The following is a 25,065-nucleotide window of genomic DNA, read 5'->3' on the forward strand; positions in this document are numbered from 1 at the left end:
GCTAAATGCTCAAGGGTTCAAAGTACTGCGTTTTTGGAACAATGATGTACTACAACAAACAGCGTCGGTTATTGAGGCCATCTTATACACATTAACCGATTCTTGACATCCCCTCTCCCCAACCCTCTTCCCGCGAAAAACAGTATCTTACTATTCAAATTCCTTGCGCGGGAGAGGGAGCAGATCGAAGCAAGATTAAGTGATGTGCCTAGATGAATGCTGAAGAGCCTACAAAAAAAATTTAGGGACATTACCTATTGCAGGAGAGTAAAATTTTTACCGGACAGTAGTGTGCCTGCGCAGGGATGACAGTCTTTTTAGGTATAACAGAAGACATAGAATATGTGTTTTCGTGTTTAAATTTTGTGAGGAGCTCTCAAGGACAAGCCGCGGGACGTTGGAATAGAGCTGGACGGTTTTCAGCGATAAAAGATTCAGTTGCGTGCACCCCGGATTTACCAGAAGACAGTTTAAACGCGAGGAATAAATTCTACGTTATCAGCCATAATAAGTTCAAAAAAATCATTTTTTGATCAAAATGAACAATTATAGTATAATTTGAATCTTTTTAATTATTAATTCATTTTCAGTGAAATCAGCAACAAATTATATTTTGTAACTGCTGTTTTCTCTAATGAATAAAGATTGGGGAAACATTCAATGAAAAAAATGGTTCTTAATTTTTTGATGCTTTTGATCACCTCAAGTCCTTCTTATGGTCAGACTCAAAATAAAACTACAGTGTCGGGTTGGCCAAACTACTTAGCTATGGGAACTATAACGAATGGAGCGCCGCAAGAACCGACTAATATTCGAATTGACTCTGTGTTTACCTATAATGGCGCGGGGGGTGACGGGGATCCTGGAAAAATAGAAACCCCTTATAAAATTTGGAATATGATTAACATGGCCAAAAATATAAAAACGAACACTGGCCACCCTGTTAATCCTGTGTTAGTTGAATACGGCTGGCAACTCAGCGGGGGCTGGAATACAGACAGCGTGACTCATTTAGAAGATCTCACGAAACATTTCTTTAATCTCATGTTTTTGTCTAAAACGTTGGAAGATAATGCATACAGCAATACAGGAACCTATGGCACCATCTTATTAAACCCAGATATGCTTGGCTACCTAGGAAATACAAATCGTGTAGAAACAGTACAGTCTTTAAATATACCAGTCGGTCAAGCGGTTGCGAATGCTTATTGCATGATGACTAAAAAAATGGATTACAATGCCTTGAACACACCTAATTGTACTTATGGCTGGGATAATAAACCGGTTATAGCCCGTGGTACCCCAACTGATTTATTGGTATGGTTAAAGTCTAAAACGGATAATTATACTGCGGGGCAAGCTTTTTCCACGTGTATTAATGATTATGTGATGCCTCTTTGTTCCGCGGCAACTCCAAATAGTAACGTTCCTGATTTCTCAGATAATTTTAATGGTTGGTTACAAGCCCAAAACTGGATGGCTAAATACTTTGGGCCGCATGTTGCCCTTGGTGTTCATGAAAATATTTCTGCAGCGCCAGAGGGGGGGTGGTGGATTCATCAGGGACCAACTGCGGTACAACCCTATGTTGATAAGGTTCTGGCCGATTTAAAGAGCTTTGAATTATTTACCGGTAAATACAAACCTGATTTTATTTATTTTGATCGCTATGGGGCTGATGATTACAGTAGTAAATTTCCCAGTTTACTCACGAATCAGGCAACGTTTTATAATGATGTTGCATGGCAGAACTTTCTAACGATGACTCAAAAAATTAGTGAGGGATTAGGACAACAAGCAGGTAAAAATTACATACCTGCCATGTTATGGCAAATCCCAGCAGCCCATATCCCCACTCAGAATGAGCCTATTTTAGAAGCACATGAAGAGGGTTCTGCTCCGGTGTATTTTTTTGGTGACCCGAACTTGCAATCGGATTTAAGCAATATTGCTTCCTGGATTAATGTTGATATTGCCCGGTTACCTAATGGTTATAGTTTGTGTGCTGGCAAAAACGCGATTCAGTGTTTGACTTTAAACAACTTTAATTGGGCTCATAATAATTCCGACCAATTAAAAGCAGCTGTCGATGCTCATGTATTTTCAATTTTGTGGGGAGCAGGCGCTTTTGCAACAGGCGTTTGGGAAGTACCGGGAACAACTTTTCCAGATAACGGATGGATGGCAAAAAAACTGGGGATTTATTATAAAAAGCCTCAATCTTTCTGACTCACTGCCTACGTACTGCGAACAAGTCGCGGTACGTAGGAGGGTCGGATGGTGGTATGAATCGTTTTAATTTCTGATGGGCCTCTAAAAGTTTTTAAGTGTTAACCCAATTGCCGGGTCCAATTGAATTTGGCTTTCAATGTATAAGATGGCCTCTTTCACTTCACTCACCGTTAGTTTTCCCAATGTAGAATGATGCTCTGGTGCGTTGTTTACAAAAATGGAAGGATCTATCCCCAGGGCTGCAACTTCAGCAGGTGTTAGCATAGTGGGTTTTTGATAAGGATTACTATTTATATTCTCGTAAGTGGGTAAGGGAATGTTTTCCCAGACCTCGCCTGTGAGTGAAAAGAAGAAATTGATATTTTTAGATTCAAACCATACGCCTTTATGCCCTACGTTATAAGCATTACTTGCCGTTGTTTTGTATCCAATTTTTAATAAATAAAGAACGTGTAATAAACAAGGTCTTTCAATCAAGCGAATCATATTATTAATTTGTTGGTTAATAAAATCATCTTCATTGTGTTGATTTATTTTGTTTTTAAGCACATTTAAAAAGTGCTGATAATATTCTTTGTAGATTTCTTGATTATTAAGATATTCTTCTTTTGAAATATATAGATAAGAAGTAGCATAATGCGCTACAGTCATATTTTTAAAATGTTTATATTGTTCTTGATGAAATCTTATGCGTACTTGATATCCTTCCATCCCGGGGTAATATAAGGGTTGTCTGCAGGTTTCAAAAATTCTACCTTCTTCGCAATAGAATTCATGAGAAAAATATTTATTATCTGGATTAGCCGCTTCGTTTTGATTCTCATAATTATTAGAATTTAGATACGAGGGATTAAAAATTAATGAAAAATTAAAGAAGTTTTGTAAATCAAAAGTTTTTTCTAACTTTCTAAACATAATGGCCCTGTATAACAAAGTTTAAATAGCGTGTTAAAAAGAGAAAAGAAAAGCAAAATCATTTCCTAAGAGTGAGTTCTGAGATGAAAAAAATCAATCCTTCATTAATTGATTTACCAATACCGATTGAGACGCCAAGACTTCTATTGCGGCCTCCCAAAAAAAGGTGATGGTATCATGTTAAATACTGCAGTTTTAGAGAGTTTCGATTTATTAAATAAATTTATGCCTTGGGCAAATGAAAAACCATCACGAGACGACTCTGAAGAAATTGTAAGACGGGAAGCCGCAAATTGGCTATTTATAAAAAAGGAAGATCCTGAGCTCATGTTATTAATTTTAGATAAAAAAACGAATGACTTCATTGGTGCAACGGGTTTTCATGATATAAATTGGGACGTTCCCTGTGTAGAAACTGGATATTGGGTTCGCAAAAAATATGCGGGGCAGGGATTAATGACGGAAGCAATAAATGCCATTACCCAATATGCTTTTAAAGCATTAAAGGTAAAAAGAATTACGATTACTTGCGATATTGATAATGAACGGAGTAAGAAAATTCCAGAGCGCTTAGGATATCAACTCGAATCCATTATGAAATCAAATCGCGTAAAGCCTGTTAGCGGTGCAGTGACGGATACTTTAGTTTATGTACGATTTGATGTAAGTAATTTACCTGAATTGAATGTTACCTGGGGGAACTAACTATAAGCTTATCTTACACGGCTCAGTTTTTTCTTCGGGTGCAGTGATTTGATGAGCGACACTCTTTGTATGTCTGCTCCAGAATATGGCTTTTGCCAAACTTTTGTATGAGAATATATCCTCATTCGTAAAAAATACATTCTTGCTAAGATACCTGGAAATAGATGGATTAATACCAGAAGAGTAGTTCTGCATGGCATTATTTTCCCCAATAAGATCCAGCTTTATGCCGTTTCGAGCCTCATTTTTGTGCACACCATACAAGTACAACTGTATATCGCTCAGAGAATGAGAAAGGTTGGATTCTAATTCCTGATCTATAAAAGCGTCATCCATTTGAGGAGAGTCCAGGCCAAAAGTCCTTGCGACGCGGGGCAAATGGAAGGCACTGGAAACAACGGCAATGTGTTTATGAGCGTGATGTTCGAGGTAATGGCGAAACGATTGAGCTTGTGCCACGGTATTTTGACCCATATTACTTTTCTTGGGATTATAAAGAGGGGCGATTGTAAATAATCGTGCAGGATAATAAGGAAGTGGCTCCAGACCTAATTTTTTCTGTAGTTGGGGATCTCTTAAGGCTTTTTTTAAGTCTTCATTATGGATTTTTCTACCATTATAAAAAATAGGAATGACATAATCATTTTCAGTTAATTCTCCGGGCTTTTTGCCGGCACGCAGCGCACATACTTGGGTTGCAATCTCAATGCCAAGTTTCAGGCGATGAATGTCATCTACGCAATCGAATTCCTCTTCTTTTCTTTTATTTTGTTGAATCAACTCGACATCGGCAATCTGACTTAAAACAGTTGTTCTTGCGGCGAGCACGTATACTAAATCAATTTCAGGAATTGGAGTGGGATTTGTTGTTAATGCACTTTTCTTTAAATCACGTGTAAATATGTTTTCTTCAGTAAATACATCTTCAAAATTCATTCCAAAAAATGATGGTTTTTTAATTGATTTCTTGGGCATTTTCTAGTCTACAGTGATGTCTAAAAACCTATCATCCCTACGCAGGCAGGGATCCATGTTTAATTATTCGGTGAGTAACCGATGTCTTCTCCGTACTAAATTTTTTATGAAAGCAAATTGACTCCAAAAAGTCCCTTTTATCCCAGGCAATTCAATCAACTTATAAGAAAGGGTAGCTACCGGAATTAATATGATACCAATACTAAAACAACTGATGAATTTTTGTATTGGATGAGTGAGTAGTGCGACAGGATGCATTAAGGTAAATTGCTGAACGGTGAATATTACAAGGTATTGAAGAAGATAAATACTGTAGCTTATCCGGCCAAGAAAGAGTAAAGGCTTGTAAGTTAATATTTTAGGTTTTGCGATGAGAATGCCGAGAAATAAAATACCTGCTAGAAAAAAATGTTTGAAATCGAATTCGCCGGGTGTTATGAGAGATAAGAGAAGCGCTAATAATGGTATAGTCCCTAAAAAGGGTTTTATCTTTGAATCCTGTAAGCTTGGATAATGACACATTAACCATGCGCCCAAACTTCCAATGATAAAAAACGGCCATGACGCATTGCCTAAAGTGTATAAATCACGAAAAGCTAATAGAAGAACGGATAAAACGATTGTAATCGCCATGAATGTGGACTGACGATATAGAAAATATAAAGGGGGGAGGACTAAATAAAATTTCCATTCATAACTTAAAGTCCATGCAATACCAATAAAGGACAACGCATTGATACTACCAAAAGAGAGTACTCCATTACCTAAAAAGCCATATGAAAATATATCGATAATTCCTTTAAAATGAAGAGAGAAGTCATTCGATGTTTTTACGGACAGGTAAAAACATACAAGAATGGTCATTGAGGCAACAAAAAGATAAAGAGGGACTATTCGTCTTACCCTTGCCATATAAAAAGAAGCGGGGTCGAGTTTATTTTCTAATGCTTTTTTAGTAAATAAGAAGGCAGTTAAAGCAAAAAATAACTGCACACTAATAAACCCTATGCGATTTCCAATTAGGGGTATGCCAGTGATACCAAAATAAGCAAGTAGATGATGATTCACATGACATGCTACAACACCCAATGCAGCTAACCCTCTTACGCCATCTAAATGCTTATATCGATGATCTTGATCGTCACTTATATTAAAAAGACGCTGACAAGGTAATGCTATAATGAATGCGATAACAAAAAATCCAATAAAAAAAAGTGTCTGAATAATTTGATGCATAATTCGTGTTAAGCCTTTAGCCAATGAGTTAAGGCAATTTACTTGAATGGAATAAAATATTCAAGTTAGCATTGCATCGGTGTCAATTCAGTATAGCTGGCGGCCAATTCATCCAATGCCTGGCCGCTAACTCGATGTACTGTCCATTCGTCCATTGGTTTGGCACCGAGCTTTTCATAAAACTTAATGGCTGTTTCATTCCAATCCAATACCCACCATTCAAAACGCCCATAACCTCTATCCTTCGCTAGCTTAGCTAAGTAGGCCAGCATAATTTGTCCTATCCCCTGTCCGCGTGCTTCGGGCTTAACATATAAATCTTCCAAATAAAGACCCGGTTTTGCTAAGAATGTTGAATAATTATGAAAAAATAACGCAAAACTCACTGGTTTTTCCTCAAGATAACCAATAATGACTTCAGCATAAGCCTTAGAACCAAATAGAGTCTTCAGTAATTGGTCTTCAGTAGCGACTACCTCATGCAATAATCGCTCATATTCAGCTAATTCTTTAATAAATTGTAAAATTAAGGGCGCATCGGATGCTGTTGCAAATCTAATTTTTAAGGCATGACTCATTATAATTTTCCTGCAATTTACCTCTATAGTGGTGTTAATATTTTAACTCATTTCTGATTTATTAGGGACACCGCATAAGATCCATTCCCATTATATTTTTTGATAAGTGATTGATTTTTTATCTATTTGATGTTATAATATTCAGATTATTTTGAGCTCTAGCTTCGATCTTAGTAAGGCTGGCTCTGGTTCAAAATAAAAAAAATCAAAAAAAGTTTGTCTTTAGGGAGTAAATCATGTGGTTCACCTTTGCTATTTTTGCTGCCATCTTATGGGGATTTAATTACGCTTTAGCAGAAAAAATATTAAACAGCATTTCCCCCATTACCTTATTGGCATTAGAAATGACCATTGGGGCTATATTGTTTACCGGCATTTCTTTTTTTACTACGATGAAAAAAGACGTTGAGGTATTATCCACGGATTCTGGTTTGCTTTTATTAACAATAGCCGAGATTGCAATTGTACTCATCGCCAGTTATTTCATTGCTGCATCCATTACTCTTAAAAATGCTACGATTGCAGGGATTGTCGAATTAACTTATCCCATATTTACTATTATTTTTACTTGGTTTTTGTTTAATCAAGCGCATGTGAATTTTTCAGTGATTATTGGTGGACTCTTAATTTTCATTGGTGTACTGGTAATCAGCTTGGCATAAAGTTCTAAAAGTTAGGTTAAGGTCTGGTTACATTTTCCGCTCTTAAGAGGATAATAATGACTCATTATTTTAATGAGTCATTATTTCAGTTTGAATATCAGATACTAGCCGATGGATTGAAGGAAGGCGATGTTTTATCATTTTTGTCATTGCTGAAAAAAGAATAATAACTTGTGGTAATTGATGGTGTCGATTGATTTTCACCTTTTATACATTCTCTAAAAATTGTACGAGCTTCTTCTGGAAGAAGCTTTAAAATGTCCTCTTGATCCTCTTCATCTTCTTTCTTAAAAAAATCTAAATTGCTAATTAAAATTTGGAATCGATATTTCTCAGGAAATTTTTCCAATAATCGAGCTAACTCCCTGTAAGCATAGTGGTCTAATTTTAAATCCCCATTTGAGATGGCAGATTGAATTATCATTTCTAATTGCGGTATGCACTCCTTTATATGAGAAACAGTCTGGTGTAACTTGGTTTTTAATATGGAATTTTCACACAATTCAGATACTTGAATGTGTTTATAATGATCTACAGCATGAATCAAATCAGACTCAATCTCTATTATATGATTCAGTATTTTTAAAACGATTCCATAATCTTTGGGTATAATAGGATGAATTTTTTTATTACCGGCCAAGAGAGCATCTAAGGATAAGGTATGTCCATTTAAATCTGCAGCACAATCAATAATGGCCGTATGTTTCTTTAAGCAAGGACCTTCTTCCCTGTAATGAGGTATTAAATGCTCTTGTTTCACATCGGTGATACCAAGCACGCGAACTACTAGGGATAATGCTACCAATTCCTCTTCATTGGAAATTACTTTTTTAGATCGTTGATAACCAGCAACACTCAGTATTTTCGATGCTAATCCGTAGTTCGATAAAGGATCGATAGGAAATGTTTCAGTAACTAATTCTCCCCCTTCACCTGATTTTATATGACGAGGAAAGGACTCACAATCAAGTTTTATGGGAAATGTTTCTGCTGCAAAAGTATCACCTAAAATCAGTTTTATTAAAGTAGCGCTCAGACATTCTAATACGATCATGTCATTTTCAGCTTTTGTAATTGCAGTCTCATAACCGCCGAGTTCACGTTTAACTACATACGTGCTTTCATCTCCCTTGCTGTATTTGCCAACAAACCCCCATCTCTTGCCCTCCGATTTTGGTGCTACTGATTGAAAATCACTTAATTTTTTTTCATCAATAGAAATCAATTCGTGTATTTGTTCCTTGCTATTCATGGGTGTAGACCTAAAAAATGTGAGCACCACATAATTGTACAATATTATAATTAAGTGATTATTAAATTGTTTTTATGTATATTAAATGATCTTTTATTGCATCAATATAAGGGGTAGTTGCGTACACTAGAGACAATTTTCCTATGAGTAATTTTTATTTTTGTGGCCTTTAAGCTTTTTTGTTGATCTTTGATGAGAATAGGCATTTTGCCTGTTTATTTATTTATTGCTGCAGTATGATGTCGAGGGGTAAAACAGGAGTAACAACAAAAGGATTAGTCGATGAAGGCAGAAACTGTAAAGAAGCAAATGAGTCGGTATGATCGAAAAAAAGGATATTTTAGGGTGCTCATGGATGAGTCGCATATTAAAGCGTTTCGCAAGTTTTGTACTAACAAGCTTGAAGGTATTGATACCTTATCCCCATCGTTACTTTTAGAATTGGCTACTATTCTGATTGGTAAGCAGGATAGGGATGGAGACTCATTGAGCAGCATTATCTTTAGGAAGCTTGTTGGTTATTTTGGGGGTTATGAAGCATTAGACAGTTTAAGTAATCAGAAACAATTAACCGCCGAACATGTTGCGTTTTTGGAGAAAAATCATAAACACGGTAAAGCGTTAGCACCATTGTTAGCCTCTATCGGCAAAAAACTTTCCTTTTCTACGATGAGCATCGTGCTGCATGCAGCAGAAATGATGTCAGAACCAGAACGATTAGTAGAGATGTTCAAATATTTTGAGAAGTTTGCATGTGCAGAGAATGCTTTTCTTTATTTTGAAGCACTCAGCATTCTGAATGGTTATGGCATAAATACCGATGATGTGGTTCCGCTGCTATTAAGCGAAGTGACGCAGCTTTTGGGCAGGAAACGGGTATTGGAAATGTTGTATAAGATTAACCCGCAATTATGCACTCGTGATAATGTGATCAACATCCTGAAACTACAAAATCCCTATTCTTTTTATAAAGTGTTAGAGCTTCTTCCTGATACGCAGGATAGCTTGAATAGGTTGTTTGCTGTTGATGGCATCCTCGATAAGTGTTCCTTTACCGATGAAATTAGCAAGAATTTTAAAAGTGCAGGTTGGGACCTACAGCCTTATTTGAACTATATTTTAAGTGCGGATCGAAATGGATTCGCTATAAAGTGTGCTACGGATAAGCTTAAAGAAATGGTCATCAATCCTGAGTTACTTCCCTTGATTTTAGAAACACTATTTGTCCGCTCCAATGAGAGTATCGCATTAGTCAATGCGGTGGCTATCTTAAATCAAGAGGGTTTGGAAGAGGATGCATTAAATCTAGCTTTTGCCACTCAATATCCTGATCGAGTTGCTGAAGCGATAGTCGCGCTTAAAAAGGCGAAGCTTTTCAATAATCAGACAACAGATGTGATTTGCTCTCATCCTGAGCATGCTATTGGATTAGCACAGGCCATGATTCAATTGAGTTACCTCAACTGTGCTGTTAACGCAGCCTATGATGGATTAGATCAATACCCTCAAAGTGCCGACAAGGTAGCGAAGGTTATTGAGTACTTAAAAGAAAATTCGCTGATACATAATTCAAATAATAAACAAGGAACGGGTAACGGAAGAGTTCAACTGTCTACTGATGCGGTTGTTACCGCAGTGTGTAAAGCTGAATTAACAGATGGCTCTTTGCTTAAATTATGCGAAATAATGAAGGCAGTGAATCTCTTAGATATATATAATTTTCATAAGTTAATACCCAAGTTGAAATATGTTAAAACGCTGGCTAGTGCTGCACAATGTTTAGCGAATAGTAACCAATTGGATCAATTAAATTTTGATAGCATAATCAGCGATCCGATTAATTCTATAGACTTAGCAGAGAATTTAGGGGGAACTCCTTGCTCGGCTTCGTTACCTAAGATGATGGATGCAGGTGCTAAGGATTTTGTAGCAATCAGAACAGCTGCACAACTCTTGGCATCAGGACAGCGACGAGGACTTTTCTTTCCTAAGTTAGAACCAGAAAAAATCCAATCTTTCGAAAAAACGACACATCGAAAAATGGCTGCTGTACAAAATGAAGCAATGATGAAAATTGCTCGGTATACAAGTGAGCATCATCTAGATCGGGCTACGGAACATCATATAGCGAATACCTCTTATTTTTCTATATTGAATCCGAAGTAAGAAATAAAGCAAGAAAGTTGGATTTGCTCCATCTTCTTGCTTTCAACGCAGGCATAGACAGCACCCAATATAAAATAAGGTTATTAGCGAGTGTAAGGGTCTTGAGTTACGAGTTCATTTATTAAGACCTGGTATTTTCAATGTGTTCATCGGGCGAAATCGCTAAAGCCTCACTAACTATTTTACATGTTTGTTCCAGTTGTTCTAATTGGGCTTGTAAATGTTCCATGTGAATCGTATTTAATGATTTTCCTGACCAAAGGGTAGCGAATGCATTTCCCATATTGCATTTATTTGAAATTATGGGATCGTGATAAAGCGGATAAAAGATGGCCATACAAAATAATTTTAATAAGCTGGAAATCACTTCCATGATGCTTAGTGTTTGATGATCTTTAAGATTTTCTATATCAGTTTTTGTTATTACTTCACTTAATTCTTTGACTTGTTTTAACTTAAATCGAATTGCCTCCTCAACAGAATGTCCCTCAAATTTTTTGCCAAGAATATTATACAAATCCCCTATAAATTTTCTACGTAAATTAATGTAATCCATTTTTGTGGGTACATCATTGTTATGAAGCCAATTTGACTGTCGAAAGAGTTGCTCATCAAGCACAGAAAAATAGTAAGCAAGAATCGCATTAAAAAGCGTTTTCTCATTAAGTATTTCTGATAATCTGGATTCTGAAACTTTGTCATAGGCATCTATATTATTGTTTATGAGTATATGCCGAACAGCAACGCGTAATAGTCCCTTATCGAAGTCATAAGGATATTTAGATAGAATTTTTTTTGCTTTTTTGGTTGTTTCTTTTACTCTTTGTTCGAAATCCTCATGAATTTCTGCATATATTTTTGCTAGTGACATCGTATTCTCTTAAAGGGTTCTTTTTAAATTTTCATTGATGATACATTTTTTGCAAATTTAAGTTAAGGAAATTTTTTTTAGAACAAATTGGATAATAAGTGACGCGTAAAGGAAGAAATAAAATTAGGAGATTAGGTCATAATCTTGGTAGCAAGCAACGGAATCTTCTACATATTCACCCAATCTGCACTCAAATATGACTTTTCGTCAAGACTTTTAACTTGCGACTAAGAGACAGTTGCAACAACCAGTACAGTACGACCTAGATTATAAGGCAGCTAAGGAATCAAATGTCCATTACATGGCTTTATTTTGTTTCAAATCAACCTTAGTCTAGCGTTTACGGCTTGTTAAACTCTTTAATAACCAACGGAAAAAATCCCGAACGACTTGTCTTACTAGAGTATTTTTACTCATTGTTACGAATATAGACGGTTCGGATGGAGTGGCTTTTTCTTGTGAAGCTTCGGGAGCGTCCGCAGTTGTGCCTTGTTTTTTTGCTGCAAGCATTTCGGCAGCAGAGGGTGGATTTTCCCGACGAGAATAGCGTTGATATAAATGAGATTTGTTAAGTATCTGCTGGACTTCGGTCTCAGTTAATACGCCCATTCTTGATTCTGGCGGTCTCACTAAGCAGTGAATTAACGGAGTGGGTTCTCCTTCTGCGTCAAGAGCGCTCAAAAGTGCCTCACCAATACCTAAAGAAGTTAACATGTTTTCTGTATCATAATGGGTTGATGGAGGAAAGTTTTGTGCGACTAATTTCATGGCTTGTCGATCTTTTGCTGTAAATGCACGCAGAGCATGCTGAATTTTCAATCCGAGTTGTCCTAAAACAGCCTCGGGAATATCGTTAGGTGTTTGCGTGCAAAAAATTATACCTACGCCTTTAGAGCGAATTAATTTAACAATGGTGTCTAATGTGCTTAGTAAGGCTTTACTGGCATTTTTGAAAATCAAATGTGCTTCGTCAATAAATAAAACTAATTTTGGCTTATCGGGATCGCCTAACTCAGGGAGTTGACGATAAATATCGGTAAGTAACTTTAACATAAATGTAGAAAACAACTGGGGTCGATCCTGCATGTCCATTAAACGAATAATGGAGATAATTCCTTGACCGTTTCCGTTATATTGTAATAAATCGTCAACTTTAAATGCAGGTTCACCAAAAAAATCTTCGCCACCTTGTGATTCCAGTTCAACAATTTTACGCATAATGGAACCAATAGAAGCTGCAGCAACACCGCCATATTGCGACTCTATTTCTGCATTACCTTCTTTACTTTGTACGTATTGCAACAACGCTTTAAAATCCTGCAGGTCAATGAGCGGCATCGCATTGTCTTTAGCATATTCAAAAAGAATCGTGACCACCCCAGCCTGAGTTTCGTTGATCTCTAACATCCTCGAAAAGAGTAAGGCACCAAAATCAGAAATAGTTGCACGTAAAGGAACTCCTGGAACGCTGCTTAGGGTATATAACTCTACGGGGAAACCGCGAGGAGTAAAGGATAAGTGTAAGGATTTACACCGCTTCTCAATACCCGGATTGGTTTCTCCAGGCATTGCCAAACCAGAGACATCGCCTTTAATATCCATCACCAGGCAAGGAACTCCAGCTAAGGACAATTGCTCAGCAAGCACTTGTATGGTTTTTGTTTTCCCACTCCCCGTAGCTCCAGCAATCAATCCATGGCGGTTAAATGATTTGAGTACGAGATTAACGGGTGCATTTTCTAACACCTTATCCTCAGCAAGAATGCCTCCCAGCTGTAACGAAGCAACATCTTTGGACGCTTGATAAGGAACAGTCAGATCTTCATACATAAAAACATCCTTGTTTCAATGAATATTTATTAATTATACTCGTTATTTTAGATTATTGCTGGATATGTAATCTTCAAACAAACGTTCAAAAAAATAGTTTCTTTGCTTTGAAAATACGCAGTCCGTAGCACGATTCAAGTTAACAATATGAAACGACTGTGTTATGGCGTCAATTTATGCATACATTGTTATCCCTGCGAGGCAGGGAGCCATTTACAATGTACATCCTAAGCCTTAATAGGTATTCTTGCCCTCCATCTAGAAAAACTAAGCGGTCACATGAAAAATTAACTTAATTGAGTGAACAACGCGCAGTGGATTACTTTGAGTTATGAACTATTTTGATGGATGGATCCCTGCCTGCGCACACTACTGTCCGGTAAAAATTTTGCTCTCCTGCAATAGGTAATGTGCCTAGATGAATGCTGAGGAGTCTACAAAAAAATTAGATTTTAATGGTTCTTGAAAAACGCTATCTTTCACAGTACATCTTTGATCTAAATAGGGATTTAGGACACCATTCTTGGTGTTTTATCAAGGACGTGCAACTATTCCTTTGCTTTTACCGGACAGTAGTGTGCCTGCGCAGGGATGACAGAATATGGGGATCGTTCAGGCATAAAGCACGATGAGTAGGCAAAAAAGAGCTTAAATCACCAAACTAAATCATGTTTATAAAGCTTTAAGGGGTATAAATGAGTAATGCAGTAGAAGCAAAAAAAATCATTATGAAACAATTGCAAGAATTTATGCATCACATCGAAATAGTTGATCTACCATTTCAATTTAAAAATGATGATGGTGATTTATTAAGTTTTGAACTAAGTGAGATAAAAGTCTGTTTGAATCAGATGGAGGATGAATTATCTGTAATCAGTGCAGAGCCCTATGATTATTTACAATGGAGTATTTTAGTTCCTTATGCTGAGGCAAACGGGGGGCGATATTTTAACGTCAGAAAGATTGATTTAATTGAAGCCATAATTAATTATTGTTTTGGCCGCTCGACTTGTGAGGGAAGTCTCAAACCAGGGGTAGTCGTTTCTGAAAATCACGTAGCAGGAGCGGTTTATATTTACAAGAATGGAATTGATAAAATTGTCGCAGGAGTAAAGGAATCTTTTCAAATAGCAGAAGATAAAGAGACAAGCACTATCGTTCACCCTATAGAAACCCGTCATGAGCAGTATGCTTCATTCAATACAACGACTGATACTCAATTACCAATAGAGGAAAATGCAACGCATTCGACTGTAAAAAAAGAGGATGAAGTTATAGCACTTGCCGATGTAGATACTAAAATAACCGCTTTTCAGGATGGAAGCGAATCGAATGATAAAACTTCGCATCTTAAAGTAGAAGCGCCAGGCTTGAATGACTCGGAGGAACTCCAAAGAAATATAATCCGAAAATCTGCTCTTACTGCCCTCGCCAATTATCTGGATTGGTCAGAAAAAGGAAATAAACATCGTGGAGCTAATGGCTGGTTTACTTGGTTTAGACATTGGCAATCCGGCCGAGATCGTGCATATGATCTCCAGCGAAGTTTACAAAAAAATCCCTCTTTAGAAGATATCCAAATAATTATTAATGGCTTTTTGCAAAACAAAAAAACACATTTTAACCAACACTCCCTTGCCTCCTTTTTATTGGATGAATTATCAGTAATAGAAGATTCTCCATGGCAAGACACCAGTCAATATCCTGAATACAAAGTTTATGAGGAGACAGAATCGACACGATGCTGCTGGCCTTTTTAGGGGAATGGGCAAAAGGTTGTCATCCTTGCTCCTACGCAGAGATGACAATTTTGAGGATCTTTCAAGCATAAAGCGCGGTGCGGATTGAATGAGTTGCATTATTTCATGTTTCGTGTTTAGCTTAAAAAGACTAATTTTATAGTTATCCGTATTATTAAATATCAATAAGTTTATATTATTCCATTTTTGCGTCAGAGCATGTTCTATGAAATTTGCTAAAGAAAAGGGAGTTAACTATGTGGGAGCGGATCTTCAATACGGCAAAGACAAAACAACCCATTTCCACCACAGGAATGTTTGCTCATACTTATTATTGGCTTATGTCACCCGCCGGGGATCAAACCTATCAGAATTCTTTCTACACGAATGAGCCAAATCAAGAATCAGGGACTGCAGTTTATTTTATTCATGGTACAGCGGATCAATCTTCAGCGTTTCAACGTGTTGCCGAACGCTTGATTCAGGCTGGACTTCCTAAGGATATTTCTTCCTTAAATTTACTTTCTTTTGGACAACGATATCAGGGAAAAAGTATCGAGTTTTTTGCGGAACAACTTAGGGATAAAATAAAAGCAAATCATCATCGACGCGTTATTTTAATTGCTCATTCGCGTGGCGGTTTAGTTGCCTCATATTTCGCAGAGTTTTTGGCCAAATTAGCAGGGATTGAAGTACTTTTGATTATTACCGTGGGGACACCGTTTAATGGTTCTTATCTTGCCATGAAACCCTTGTCCTGGTTTTCTGATTCAATAAGGGAAATGGGAGTTGATAGTGAATTTCTGATACGGCTTAAAAGAAAAATAATGGAAAATTCATCAAGCGCCTATCATTTTTTCATTGCAACAGAAGATGCAATTGTTCCAGGAGAATCCGGGTATATTAAGGAATATGTTGATAAGTATCCAAACTCACTTAGCATTTTAGATCGCCACGGTCATCTTTCGGTGATGTCTTCTCATCGCTTAGTGTCCCAAACGATCTATTTGCTCCGCAAATATTTAAATTCACCGCTTATTAATTCAGAAGTCATCGTTTCTAAACTGGCAGACTTTACCCTAATTGAAGACTATGTTCCTGGGCAGCGTAAAAGTGCTGGCTCTTGACATCTTAGTTCTTTAACAGGCAACATGAGTCTACATGTTTTTACAATGCGGTTGTTTGTATTAATGCGGTAGTCATTAATTATATGAACTATGATCTCTATAAAAACATACCCCTATATGCGACCTTGTGGCAAGATGATTTTTTGCCCATTCTCGAAAAGTCTGCCATCGTCGCTAATTTCCCGCATAATTGGCTCACTCCAGAGATAGAAAATGCGCTGGGGAAAGGTGATGTAGAGTGGGTTGCTTCTTCTGGAACCACTTCAGAACGTATGCAAATTATGCGTCCCTCCAATTGGCGTCAGGATCAATTAAATAAAACATTTAATCAACACACCCTTCTTAAAAAATGCTGGGATAGATCACTGACTCGAATCGCACTGACCACCACCGTGTGCTCGCAAACGGTTTGTTTTAAGGCGGATCACGGTGTAGACAAACGATTTATTGGAAGAACTTTATATATTAATTTGACACCTGATCCGCAAGCCTGGAGTGAAGGTGATATCGAACGCATGCTCCGTGAAATAGCAGATGAGAACGATTACTTTTTAGATGCCGATCCTTATTATCTGGCGCTCTTTTTAAAACAATTAGAAAAATATCAATTAGAGAAAAATTTTGTTAAACCACAGGCCGTTACTTTGGGTTATGAGTTGGCTACGGCAAATATTCGTCGCTACATCGAACAAAAGCTTAACGTTCCCGTGATTAATCTCTATGGAAGTACGGAATTAGGGTATCTGCTCATGGAAAAGGAACATGGCCAATTGGTGCTGTGCTCAGAATTGACGGAGGTTGAATTTTTACCTTTAGAATCAACCCAAAATTTATACAGTCTGATTGTCAGCTGCGTTAAAAATCCTTATATGCCTTTAGTTCGTTATCGCACAGGGGATTGCGTGCAAGTTGGTACTGACCATTCGCCGTTGTCGGTTCAGAGAATTTGTGGCCGCGAAAAAGAAATGATTGATACACCAGCTGGAACATGTGTGCCGCATGCTTTTGTTGATGATCTCTTAGCGGTTTTAGCACCGACAATGCTTATCTATCAGCTGCAGGAATTGGGAAAAGACAAATTAGAATTAGCTTATACCACGTTCAATGATGAACCGCTCCCGCCCGATTTTGGGCAGTTACAGGAACAATTAGTTCGATTATTAGGTAAGCCCTGTTCTTTTCAGCACAGGCAAAGCATCTCCCCAAGCGGATCAGGAAAATTCTGTTGGTTAAAAAAGGAGGGGCAGTATTGAATGCTTATCAGAATGATTTTCCTATTATTCAAAATTTGTCCTTAGATACCCAGCCTTATATTTTTTTGGATAATGCTGCAACTACATTAAAGCCGCAAACTGTAATTGATGCGATAACCCATTACTATACTCATTGTGGCGCTACGGTTCATAGGGGAAGTTATAAGGAAAGTGAGCGGGCTACACTGATGTATGAGCACAGTCGCTCTTTGGTCGCTCAACTGATTAATGCAAAAAAACATGAAATCATTTTTACTAAAGGAACAACGGACAGCATCCACTATATTACCGAGTTACTGGAACTTAAAAAAACAGACATCGTGATTAATTGTCGTCAAGAGCATCACGCTAACTTTATTCCCTGGAGTGAGTACGCACAGTTGATAACCATTGATTTATCAAATGATGGGGTGATTGATTTAGCTGCATTGGAAATGCAACTTAAAAAAAACAAGGTCAAATTAGTAACCATTGCCTATGCTTCTAATGTCACGGGCAATGTACAACCGGTAAAAGAAATTGTTGCACTTGCCAAGCAATATAAGGCATTGACCTGTATTGATGGCGCGCAAGTTATTAGTCATAGACCGGTAGATGTGGTGGAGTTGGATGTTGATTTTTTTGTCTTTTCCGCTCATAAATTATTCGGTCCATCCGGTGTCGGTATCTTATACATTCACGATTCTCTATTGATTGACTTACCTCATAAGCGATTTGGGGGTGGCATGGTTAATGTTTATAACGACAGCCAAAAACTCTTTAAACGTCCCCCTTTGGGTTTTGAGCCGGGAACGCCAGCCATAGAAGCAGTGATTGGCTTTGGAAAAGCGATTGAATACGTTCAAAAAGTTGGGTTTGAGGCAATCATGCACCATCATAGTGCTTGGTCAACGTATTTTTTACGACGATTGGAATGCAGCTCGTGGACGCTCGCTTTTCCTAAAAGCAAGGACAGTTTGGCTATTTTTACCTTGCGCCCTAAAAAAGCTCATGTTGATTTGTCCTATTTAACCCGCATGCTTTCTGATACATACAATATTGCGGTCAACGATGGCCAACAATGTTGCGGCCCACTTTATTTTGCTGCTGATCTGTCAACAGGACTGAGGGTATCAGCACATCTTTATAATCCATTATCGGATGCAGATTACTTTTTTCAATGTCTTAATCAATTAGAGTTTTTTATAGGATAAGGTTGCTATGAATACATACTAAAGTTCGTTAGCACGCATTCGAAGAATAGAAATTGATAGGGAGCTGTGGGGGTATTTCCTTAAGGAAACCGATAACTTTGACCCTATTATTTTAGAAAAACGTCCTTATAGCCGTTTTATTATTGCCCATAAATTACAGGAAATTCTTGGGCAAAGCACGGTGAACATGCTCGTACACACGGTACAATCGCATGAGTTTGGCGGTGTTTTTATCACATATCCCTATGAAGAATATGATTTTTCTCATCATTTGCGACTTGCTACAGCGGTTGCCTACACCCTTGGTGTCGCCTATTTTGATGAAATGAGCCAGCATTATTATGCAGCAATCAATTTAGGTCCAAATACACAAGGTGATTCTTTTTTGTCAGAGCCTTACCATGATCTTCGTTTACATACTGATGGGACTTTTTATAAAAAACCAGTGGAATGGGTAGTATTAATCAAAACGAAACAACACGATGTTGATGGCGGTGAATTGACATTGCATCATTTAAACGACCTTGAGGCGCTTGATACTTTTCTCAGCCATCCATTGGCGTTGGCCCCTTTTTTATTTGAGGCCTCTGCAAGTAAACAATTAAATGCAGGAGTTCAGCAGGCCATTTTTTTTGAAAAAAACGGGATGCTTGGTATACGATTTAGCGATCAATTTTGTCAACCTCAATCATTAGAGCAGGCATTATTTTTACACCATCTATCGGATTGTTTCGAACAATCGGACGCTCGACTTGTCGATTTTTTTCCTCCTGGGCAAGTTGTGATATTGAATAACAGCTGTTGGTTGCACGGCCGACTAAAGATAATTCCTAAATTAAACTTTATGCGTCAATTGTTGCGTATACGGGGTGCATTCACGATAGAAAAGGAGATGGAATGCAACAAAATGATATAGATTTATTTGAACATTTACTCTATAAAGAAACCCAGTATTTAAAGGAAATTGAAAGCCAAGGTTTGCTGTGCGAAGAGCCGCAATGGCAAATTGGCTTGGAATTAGAAGGATGGTTTATTGATCGTACTTTAATGCCTCAACCCTTGGCACCTAAAATGATAGCTGAATTAAATCAGCCTGAGTTATCTGAAGAAATTACCCAAGATGTTTTTGAAATTAACCTTAATCCGATTAACGTCCAAGCTGGTTTTCTTACTCAGTTCGATAAAAATTTAACAACTCTTTATCAACTATGTAACGATTGGGCAAGTCAAAATAATACTCAAATCATCACCATAGGCATGTTGCCTCATTTATCCCCAAACCATTTTAAGCGTCATTTATTGACGAACAATCTACGCCATCATGTACTGAATGAATTGTTATTGAAACAACGAGATTTTCAGCCTTGGTCAATCAAAATCGAGGGAGAAGAAATAATAGAGCTGACCGCTGAGGATATTTGTCTTGAGGCGGCAACCACGTCGACGCAATTTCATTTAAAAGTCCCGCAACATCAAATGGTTCGTACTTATAATCGCGCCCAATTACTAGCCGCTCCTATGGTTGCATTAGCTGCCAATGCGCCTTATTTTAATAGTAAATCGTTATGGCAGGACACACGTATTCCATGGGTACAGCAAACTGTTTCAGAACAGCTTCCGCCAAATTGTTGGATAAATCGAGAAGACAGAGTGCTCTTTGGACATGAATACGTACGAAACTCCATTACGGAGTTATTTCAAAGTAATCTTAAGTTTTCTTCCTTAGTACCTACAGTCAATTTGGAAAAGGCAGACCTGTTCCACCACTTAAAACAACATAATGGTACGATTTGGCGTTGGAACCGGCCTGTAGTTGGTACGTGTGATCAATCAGGAGCGTATCATATCCGGTTGGAACATCGAGTTCAAAGTGCAGGGACATCGCCAAGCGATATCGCGGCACAGTTGGGCTTTTATGTTGGTATTCTTGCTTATTGGCAATTACATGATTTTAACCCGGTAGAAAAAATAGACTTTCAACACATAAGAAATAATTTCTATCAAGCAGCTCGTTTCGGTCTACAGACGGAAATCGTATGGGAAAATACTCGATCCGTAAAAATTTTTGATCTGCTTCATTTAGAGCTGCTGCCCAAAGCAAAATTAGGTTTGTTCTCTTTGGGGTTGTCTACTGCGGAGATTGCATTTTATTTGGATGAAATCTTAAACCAACGCCTTAAACAAGGATTGTCTGGTGCGATTTGGCAACAACAAAAAGTAAAAAAATACGGCAGTGTCCAAACAATGCTTGAACAATATCATGCTCATCAGCAGACCTTAAAACCTTTATGGTGCTGGGATTAACGCTTCGAATTTGGTGTTAAGTAAATTCACGACAATCAATGTGTGAACTGCGGATCTAGAACGAGCGCACATGCTTCATTTTATTTTTAATTTCTCGCTACATTCCAGGTTGTACTCCTATTTTAATGGATAATTTAAATCCTTGTTGTGTTTAATAAATTCTTAATGTTTTTTTGTTAACCTATGTTTTTTTAAATAAATAGATAAAAAAATATAGAGGGCAATAGGGGTATGAGTAATTTATTTTTGTTAAATACAGCGACTTTAGAAGATAAGGATATTTTAAATATTTTGATATTAGCGGGAATTACGAAAGAGATGGATTTTGATTCAGAGATTGCAAAAGCACCTGCGGGAGTGAAACAATTTCTTGAGCTTGCGAAAATCTATTATGAGCGTAATGAAACAAGTACTTCCATTATGAAGTTTACTGTGAAGCCAGGTTTTGAGAGATGTGTCGTTGAGGATGTACCTGCAGAAAAAAATGAAATACGGCTGGTGTGTGATGAACATGATGGAAACAAATGGTATCTTGTTACGAAACAACCCGATGGAAGTCGTTTTGAAAAAGAAATTTCAAAAATTACCGAGGACGAAGCGCGAAAGAGCTTTCTTTGCGGGGTAAAATTAGATGAGCTAAAAAGCCATTTAAATCATCAAACAGTAGACACGCTCAATTATCAAGTGTGGCCAAAACTGAAATCCAAATGTTTCTCGCATCCAAGTCCTCTTCACGAAATGGGTGATCTACTTAGAGCAAATCTTGATAGCCCCAAAAGTGACCTGGAAAATCAGAAAATCAAAAACATTCGCAGGTATTTAAATAAAAAAGCCAAAGAGCAAAATGTGTCACTGATTATTTATTCGAATAAGGCAGATGAGGATTCATGTGGACGTAAAGAGAGTCAGTATGTTAAAGAAAATTTGGAAAGAGAATTAAGCCAAGAGCAACAGTTACACATACTCTATATTGGTGGAGGGCATGGATGGCCTAAGCATAAATGGAATGGCATGTTATCTGCTCTGAAGACACAACATGTTGAGGAACTTCATAATTGCTTCACAAAAAGGGACGTTGTGGTCAATAGCATCATTTTTGGAAGTTGCTTTAGCGCATCTTATGCAAATGACTTTTCTAACCTGCTTCATCCCCAATGCGGTGTTATGTTATCTTCGACAATTTCTCAAGGCGGGACTAATTTTTTTGAAAATGTAGTCTCGTTTGTGTTGAGCGAAGAAGATTCCTGTGATTTTTTTAAAACAATCCCGCGAAGCCTGCAAGTTTCCCACGCGCCAAGTCCAACAGGAATTTGTATTTCTAACAAGGAAAAGCACTTTGGGTTAGAATTAAGCGAAGAGGAGACGGGGTTACCCATTCATTCTGTAGAGGATGAATATGAATTAAGCTTAAGCATAGTAATACGGTTGAGAAAGGCAAAACCGGAGAGTATTTTTGGTATTTCATTGGATGAGTGTCATGATGAACACCAAAAAGTCGAATTCAACAAATTGCTCAGTAAAGCGCTCGACTTCCAAGAAGGTGATGAGGATATTGAAGATCTCCCCAGTAAGAAGATGGACAAACCTTCATCTGAAAAGGGCTGGAGTCCTTTAGCTAAATTTTCTTTATTTGCCGGAGGAGTCATTTTGATCGGAGGTAGTTGTTACCTTTTGAGCCAGTATAAAGGGGGATCAAGCGTCAAATAAGTACCCGACCGGTTATATGGTAAATTTTATGCAGGATTATTAGAGGCTGTTTACCTTTCTACTGTCTTGACCAAACTGTCCTGATTTTCTGTGCTCCGGTACTCGAAAATCAGGACAGTTTGACTCAATCTAGCGATGAATTGTTACATGGTATTTCAAATAAATGTGATAAATAAAATCGCACAATGGAAAGTATTAGACATAATTAGATTGGTTTTGATAGAGTTATCCTATTCTTTTAAAGTGATAAGAAATCTAATGGATGATACAAAACTTTATTCTAAAAGTTGGATAACTACTTACGAACCAGATCTCTTCGCTTTGTTACATCGTTTACCACATAAATCGGCAAATTCGCGTATTCGCCCTGTTCTAAACATTGTGCGTCAAATTGCTAGTGCACAAACAGCATTATCAGATTCCGTAACATCAGAGCTGAATACAGCCCATCAAAAGTTACTTAATGATCTCTACGAACAACTTCGCACATCACTGACTGAAAATAATTATGGCTCTACTTGGTTTACCCGGATTATTGAGGGTTATTGTTCTGGTGATCATGTGTTATACAAGCGGTTGAGTCACTTTATTCAGGGAGCAATTGGTCCAGTAATCAAATTATCAGAGTGTGTTAGGGACAAAAATAAATCATTGGCAATTGAGTTTCCTGATCAGGAAATGCGCGATATATTTTTGCATCGATCCGGTTTAAATAAAGAAACCGATTCAATAATCCTTCATGAAAATAGTGTTTATCTCCCGGCTTTTTTGTCAAAAAATCAGCAGTTAGCCGTTACTTTTTCGACGATTAAATCTAAAGATAACTTTATTTATCTGCTTAATTTAGATAAAACAAGGCTTGTTGCTTCTAATACCGACGATTGCACACTTTATATCAATGATAGACGCATACATGACACTGCTTCAAAGTTTCATATCGCAGTACTATGTCCCTATTTCGCCGAACGTCTTAAAATACAATATGTATCTCATATGCTTGCTCAAGCATATCGAGATGGTACTGGTTTTTTTAGTCAGACTAAATTTCCCATTGAGTTGGCAGTAAAAATTGCCTCGGATGCATCCTCATCTGAGGCAATTTCTATGGATGAGAAAACGCAAATTGCATCTTACAGTTTTCATCGACCTTAAGTTAGCGTTTAATATAATAAGTATAGGTTACGTCATCATCTGTTTTGGCTGATGGTTTTTCATCAAAACTCCATTTCTTACTGGGGATATCTGAGTCATCCTTGGCAAATAAGGTATGCCGACCTACATTTTTAAAGCCCAAGCAATTAGGCTTTGGTCGCTCCGTTGCAGCTCCAGCATCACAGGTTTTTGTTTGCACAGTGACTGTTTTTTTACCAAACGCACTTAATCCGTGGTAGTAAAACTCTACAGATCCACTATTATCCAAATTGATGGCATCAGTACAGCCGAGTGCTGCAAATAAATCCGCAAACTCTTCTGCAGTAACACCACAATTCCGATCAGGATTATGAATGACCATAATAACAACTTGAGTGCCATTATTTTTGTAGCCAACACCGGTACGTGGCAATCGATTTGCATGGTTATTATTTAAATCGGGTGTTTTTAATTTCGTTTCATCCCTTAGAATAATAAATCCAGATACGGCATTTTTATCCTCATAAAAATTGGGATTTGTTTGTAACGTATCATCAATATCCTGATGTGAGATGATAGATGCTGTTTTATTTCCAGTATCAAAAACGATGGTATCTAACCCAACATTATTCTGATCAAGTACCTTATGGGTGGAAACCAGTTCACCACCGCTTACTGATAATCCAGCAATATAGGTGCGTGGTTGCGTTCTAGGGTTGATTTTTTCACCTTCATTAGGAACACCAGTTGTCCATACATTAAACCAATTCGCATTGACTAATAAATCGGGTATAGCACTACCAGGGTGACCTTGTGTCCAGTTGTCACGCCATTCTTTTAATGTGAATAATGGCGCATCGAATTGCCCACCAGTATAACTATTACCATAGCGGTCGGGAAATTTAGGACCATTGGGAACAAATGTTTCATATAGGGATAATGGAATCACAGCATAATAACCTTGAACTTTCTCACGATTCGGGTTTTGACTCAAAATTTCATCAAAATTTGGCAGAGAGCGGATGTCTTGTACTTCTGTGGCAGGTATAATCCCAGCAATTTTTTCATTTACTTTATCAGTTTTTGTTTTTAGCTTACTAAACACAGGTTTATCCTCTTTATAATTCATTTTGTCTTTTTTTTGACAATAATATTCTCAATACATTAAGGAAATATTAAAAAAGATCAA

21 protein-coding genes are annotated in these 25,065 nt (G+C 37.5%); 13 read left to right on the plus strand and 8 right to left on the minus strand.

The window, feature by feature from the left end; all coding sequences use genetic code 11:
- Together Lani_RS19805 and Lani_RS13415 are read left to right on the plus strand one after the other, a co-directional pair.
- Positions 1-106: DUF559 domain-containing protein (locus Lani_RS19805; protein WP_156415165.1), on the plus strand; the 106-nt coding region annotated here is incomplete at its 5' end.
- A gap of 554 nt (positions 107-660) precedes the next feature.
- Positions 661-2,229 carry a hypothetical protein gene (locus Lani_RS13415; RefSeq protein WP_019234036.1) on the plus strand — a complete coding sequence of 523 codons (1,569 nt, stop codon included), beginning with the start codon at positions 661-663 and terminating at the stop codon, positions 2,227-2,229.
- 84 nt (positions 2,230-2,313) lie between these two features.
- On the opposite strand, the gene Lani_RS13420 is transcribed toward Lani_RS13415, so the two are convergent.
- Entirely contained in the window at positions 2,314-3,147 is an 834-nt protein-coding gene (locus Lani_RS13420; RefSeq protein WP_019234037.1) for a hypothetical protein, read from the minus strand.
- Between the two features lie 177 nt (positions 3,148-3,324).
- On the opposite strand from Lani_RS13420, the gene Lani_RS13425 reads away from it, so the two are divergent.
- Positions 3,325-3,852: a GNAT family N-acetyltransferase gene (locus tag Lani_RS13425; protein ID WP_019234038.1), complete on the plus strand. Its 528-nt coding sequence runs from the start codon at positions 3,325-3,327 to the stop codon at positions 3,850-3,852.
- Here the strand turns inward: Lani_RS13425 and Lani_RS13430 are convergent, their stop codons facing one another.
- From Lani_RS13430 to Lani_RS13440, 3 genes are all read right to left on the minus strand, one after another.
- Positions 3,853-4,827, minus strand: a complete 975-nt coding sequence (locus Lani_RS13430) for a hypothetical protein (protein ID WP_019234039.1) — start codon at positions 4,825-4,827, stop codon at positions 3,853-3,855.
- Positions 4,828-4,890: 63 nt separating this feature from the next.
- Positions 4,891-6,063, minus strand: coding sequence for an acyltransferase family protein (locus tag Lani_RS13435; RefSeq protein WP_019234040.1), 1,173 nt, complete (start codon positions 6,061-6,063; stop codon positions 4,891-4,893).
- Between the two features lie 65 nt (positions 6,064-6,128).
- Entirely contained in the window at positions 6,129-6,641 is a 513-nt protein-coding gene (locus Lani_RS13440) for a GNAT family N-acetyltransferase (protein ID WP_019234041.1), read from the minus strand.
- Positions 6,642-6,877: 236 nt separating this feature from the next.
- On the opposite strand from Lani_RS13440, the gene Lani_RS13445 reads away from it, so the two are divergent.
- A complete protein-coding gene (locus tag Lani_RS13445) occupies positions 6,878-7,303 on the plus strand; it encodes a DMT family transporter (protein ID WP_019234042.1) in 426 nt (141 codons plus the stop codon).
- A gap of 97 nt (positions 7,304-7,400) precedes the next feature.
- Here the strand turns inward: Lani_RS13445 and Lani_RS13450 are convergent, their stop codons facing one another.
- Positions 7,401-8,555 carry a hypothetical protein gene (locus tag Lani_RS13450; protein ID WP_019234043.1) on the minus strand — a complete coding sequence of 385 codons (1,155 nt, stop codon included), beginning with the start codon at positions 8,553-8,555 and terminating at the stop codon, positions 7,401-7,403.
- A gap of 282 nt (positions 8,556-8,837) precedes the next feature.
- On the opposite strand from Lani_RS13450, the gene Lani_RS13455 reads away from it, so the two are divergent.
- Positions 8,838-10,721 carry a hypothetical protein gene (locus tag Lani_RS13455; protein ID WP_019234044.1) on the plus strand — a complete coding sequence of 628 codons (1,884 nt, stop codon included), beginning with the start codon at positions 8,838-8,840 and terminating at the stop codon, positions 10,719-10,721.
- Between the two features lie 121 nt (positions 10,722-10,842).
- On the opposite strand, the gene Lani_RS13460 is transcribed toward Lani_RS13455, so the two are convergent.
- A complete protein-coding gene (locus Lani_RS13460; RefSeq protein ID WP_019234045.1) occupies positions 10,843-11,592 on the minus strand; it encodes a hypothetical protein in 750 nt (249 codons plus the stop codon).
- 333 nt (positions 11,593-11,925) lie between these two features.
- Entirely contained in the window at positions 11,926-13,422 is a 1,497-nt protein-coding gene (locus tag Lani_RS13465; protein WP_019234046.1) for a helicase HerA-like domain-containing protein, read from the minus strand.
- Between the two features lie 695 nt (positions 13,423-14,117).
- Between Lani_RS13465 and Lani_RS13470 the strand changes: the two genes are divergently transcribed.
- From Lani_RS13470 to Lani_RS13505, 8 genes are all read left to right on the plus strand, one after another.
- A complete protein-coding gene (locus tag Lani_RS13470; RefSeq protein WP_019234047.1) occupies positions 14,118-15,182 on the plus strand; it encodes a hypothetical protein in 1,065 nt (354 codons plus the stop codon).
- Positions 15,183-15,418: 236 nt separating this feature from the next.
- On the plus strand, positions 15,419-16,288 hold the full coding sequence (locus tag Lani_RS13475; protein ID WP_019234048.1) for an esterase/lipase family protein: 870 nt from the start codon (positions 15,419-15,421) through the stop codon (positions 16,286-16,288).
- Positions 16,289-16,371: 83 nt separating this feature from the next.
- Positions 16,372-17,541: a phenylacetate--CoA ligase family protein gene (locus tag Lani_RS13480; protein ID WP_019234049.1), complete on the plus strand. Its 1,170-nt coding sequence runs from the start codon at positions 16,372-16,374 to the stop codon at positions 17,539-17,541.
- Entirely contained in the window at positions 17,538-18,734 is a 1,197-nt protein-coding gene (locus tag Lani_RS13485) for an aminotransferase class V-fold PLP-dependent enzyme (RefSeq protein WP_160163609.1), read from the plus strand. Before Lani_RS13480 ends, Lani_RS13485 begins: the two co-directional genes overlap by 4 nt.
- A gap of 37 nt (positions 18,735-18,771) precedes the next feature.
- On the plus strand, positions 18,772-19,650 hold the full coding sequence (locus tag Lani_RS13490; protein WP_081595175.1) for a carbon starvation induced protein CsiD: 879 nt from the start codon (positions 18,772-18,774) through the stop codon (positions 19,648-19,650).
- Positions 19,632-21,038, plus strand: coding sequence for a glutamate-cysteine ligase family protein (locus Lani_RS13495; RefSeq protein ID WP_019234052.1), 1,407 nt, complete (start codon positions 19,632-19,634; stop codon positions 21,036-21,038). The genes Lani_RS13490 and Lani_RS13495 overlap by 19 nt, the downstream gene beginning before the upstream one ends.
- A gap of 231 nt (positions 21,039-21,269) precedes the next feature.
- On the plus strand, positions 21,270-22,745 hold the full coding sequence (locus tag Lani_RS13500) for a hypothetical protein (protein WP_019234053.1): 1,476 nt from the start codon (positions 21,270-21,272) through the stop codon (positions 22,743-22,745).
- A 258-nt stretch (positions 22,746-23,003) separates the two neighbouring features.
- Complete coding sequence (locus tag Lani_RS13505) at positions 23,004-23,897, plus strand: hypothetical protein (protein ID WP_127908213.1); 894 nt, start codon at positions 23,004-23,006, stop codon at positions 23,895-23,897.
- Between the two features lies 1 nt (position 23,898).
- Here Lani_RS13505 and Lani_RS13510 read toward each other — a convergent pair whose 3' ends face one another.
- Positions 23,899-24,981 carry a phosphodiester glycosidase family protein gene (locus tag Lani_RS13510; protein ID WP_040522777.1) on the minus strand — a complete coding sequence of 361 codons (1,083 nt, stop codon included), beginning with the start codon at positions 24,979-24,981 and terminating at the stop codon, positions 23,899-23,901.
- Positions 24,982-25,065 lie beyond the last annotated feature (84 nt).

The organism is Legionella anisa, from assembly GCF_001467525.1.
Taxonomy (GTDB): domain Bacteria; phylum Pseudomonadota; class Gammaproteobacteria; order Legionellales; family Legionellaceae; genus Legionella; species Legionella anisa.

Bases quoted from the DNA above. Each gene is read 5' to 3' on its own strand.
- Lani_RS13445 (WP_019234042.1), top strand. From the start codon at position 6,878: ATGTGGTTCACCTTTGCTATTTTTGCTGCCATCTTATGGGGATTTAAT.
- Lani_RS13480 (WP_019234049.1), top strand. From the start codon at position 16,372: ATGAACTATGATCTCTATAAAAACATACCCCTATATGCGACCTTGTGG.
- Lani_RS13475 (WP_019234048.1), top strand. From the start codon at position 15,419: ATGTGGGAGCGGATCTTCAATACGGCAAAGACAAAACAACCCATTTCC.
- Lani_RS13415 (WP_019234036.1), top strand. From the start codon at position 661: ATGAAAAAAATGGTTCTTAATTTTTTGATGCTTTTGATCACCTCAAGT.
- Lani_RS13435 (WP_019234040.1), bottom strand. From the start codon at position 6,063: ATGCATCAAATTATTCAGACACTTTTTTTTATTGGATTTTTTGTTATC.
- Lani_RS13495 (WP_019234052.1), top strand. From the start codon at position 19,632: ATGCAACAAAATGATATAGATTTATTTGAACATTTACTCTATAAAGAA.
- Lani_RS13470 (WP_019234047.1), top strand. From the start codon at position 14,118: ATGAGTAATGCAGTAGAAGCAAAAAAAATCATTATGAAACAATTGCAA.
- Lani_RS13440 (WP_019234041.1), bottom strand. From the start codon at position 6,641: ATGAGTCATGCCTTAAAAATTAGATTTGCAACAGCATCCGATGCGCCC.
- Lani_RS13505 (WP_127908213.1), top strand. From the start codon at position 23,004: ATGGATGATACAAAACTTTATTCTAAAAGTTGGATAACTACTTACGAA.
- Lani_RS13430 (WP_019234039.1), bottom strand. From the start codon at position 4,827: ATGCCCAAGAAATCAATTAAAAAACCATCATTTTTTGGAATGAATTTT.
- Lani_RS13500 (WP_019234053.1), top strand. From the start codon at position 21,270: ATGAGTAATTTATTTTTGTTAAATACAGCGACTTTAGAAGATAAGGAT.
- Lani_RS13425 (WP_019234038.1), top strand. From the start codon at position 3,325: ATGTTAAATACTGCAGTTTTAGAGAGTTTCGATTTATTAAATAAATTT.
- Lani_RS13420 (WP_019234037.1), bottom strand. From the start codon at position 3,147: ATGTTTAGAAAGTTAGAAAAAACTTTTGATTTACAAAACTTCTTTAAT.
- Lani_RS13455 (WP_019234044.1), top strand. From the start codon at position 8,838: ATGAAGGCAGAAACTGTAAAGAAGCAAATGAGTCGGTATGATCGAAAA.
- Lani_RS13450 (WP_019234043.1), bottom strand. From the start codon at position 8,555: ATGAATAGCAAGGAACAAATACACGAATTGATTTCTATTGATGAAAAA.
- Lani_RS13465 (WP_019234046.1), bottom strand. From the start codon at position 13,422: ATGTATGAAGATCTGACTGTTCCTTATCAAGCGTCCAAAGATGTTGCT.
- Lani_RS13460 (WP_019234045.1), bottom strand. From the start codon at position 11,592: ATGTCACTAGCAAAAATATATGCAGAAATTCATGAGGATTTCGAACAA.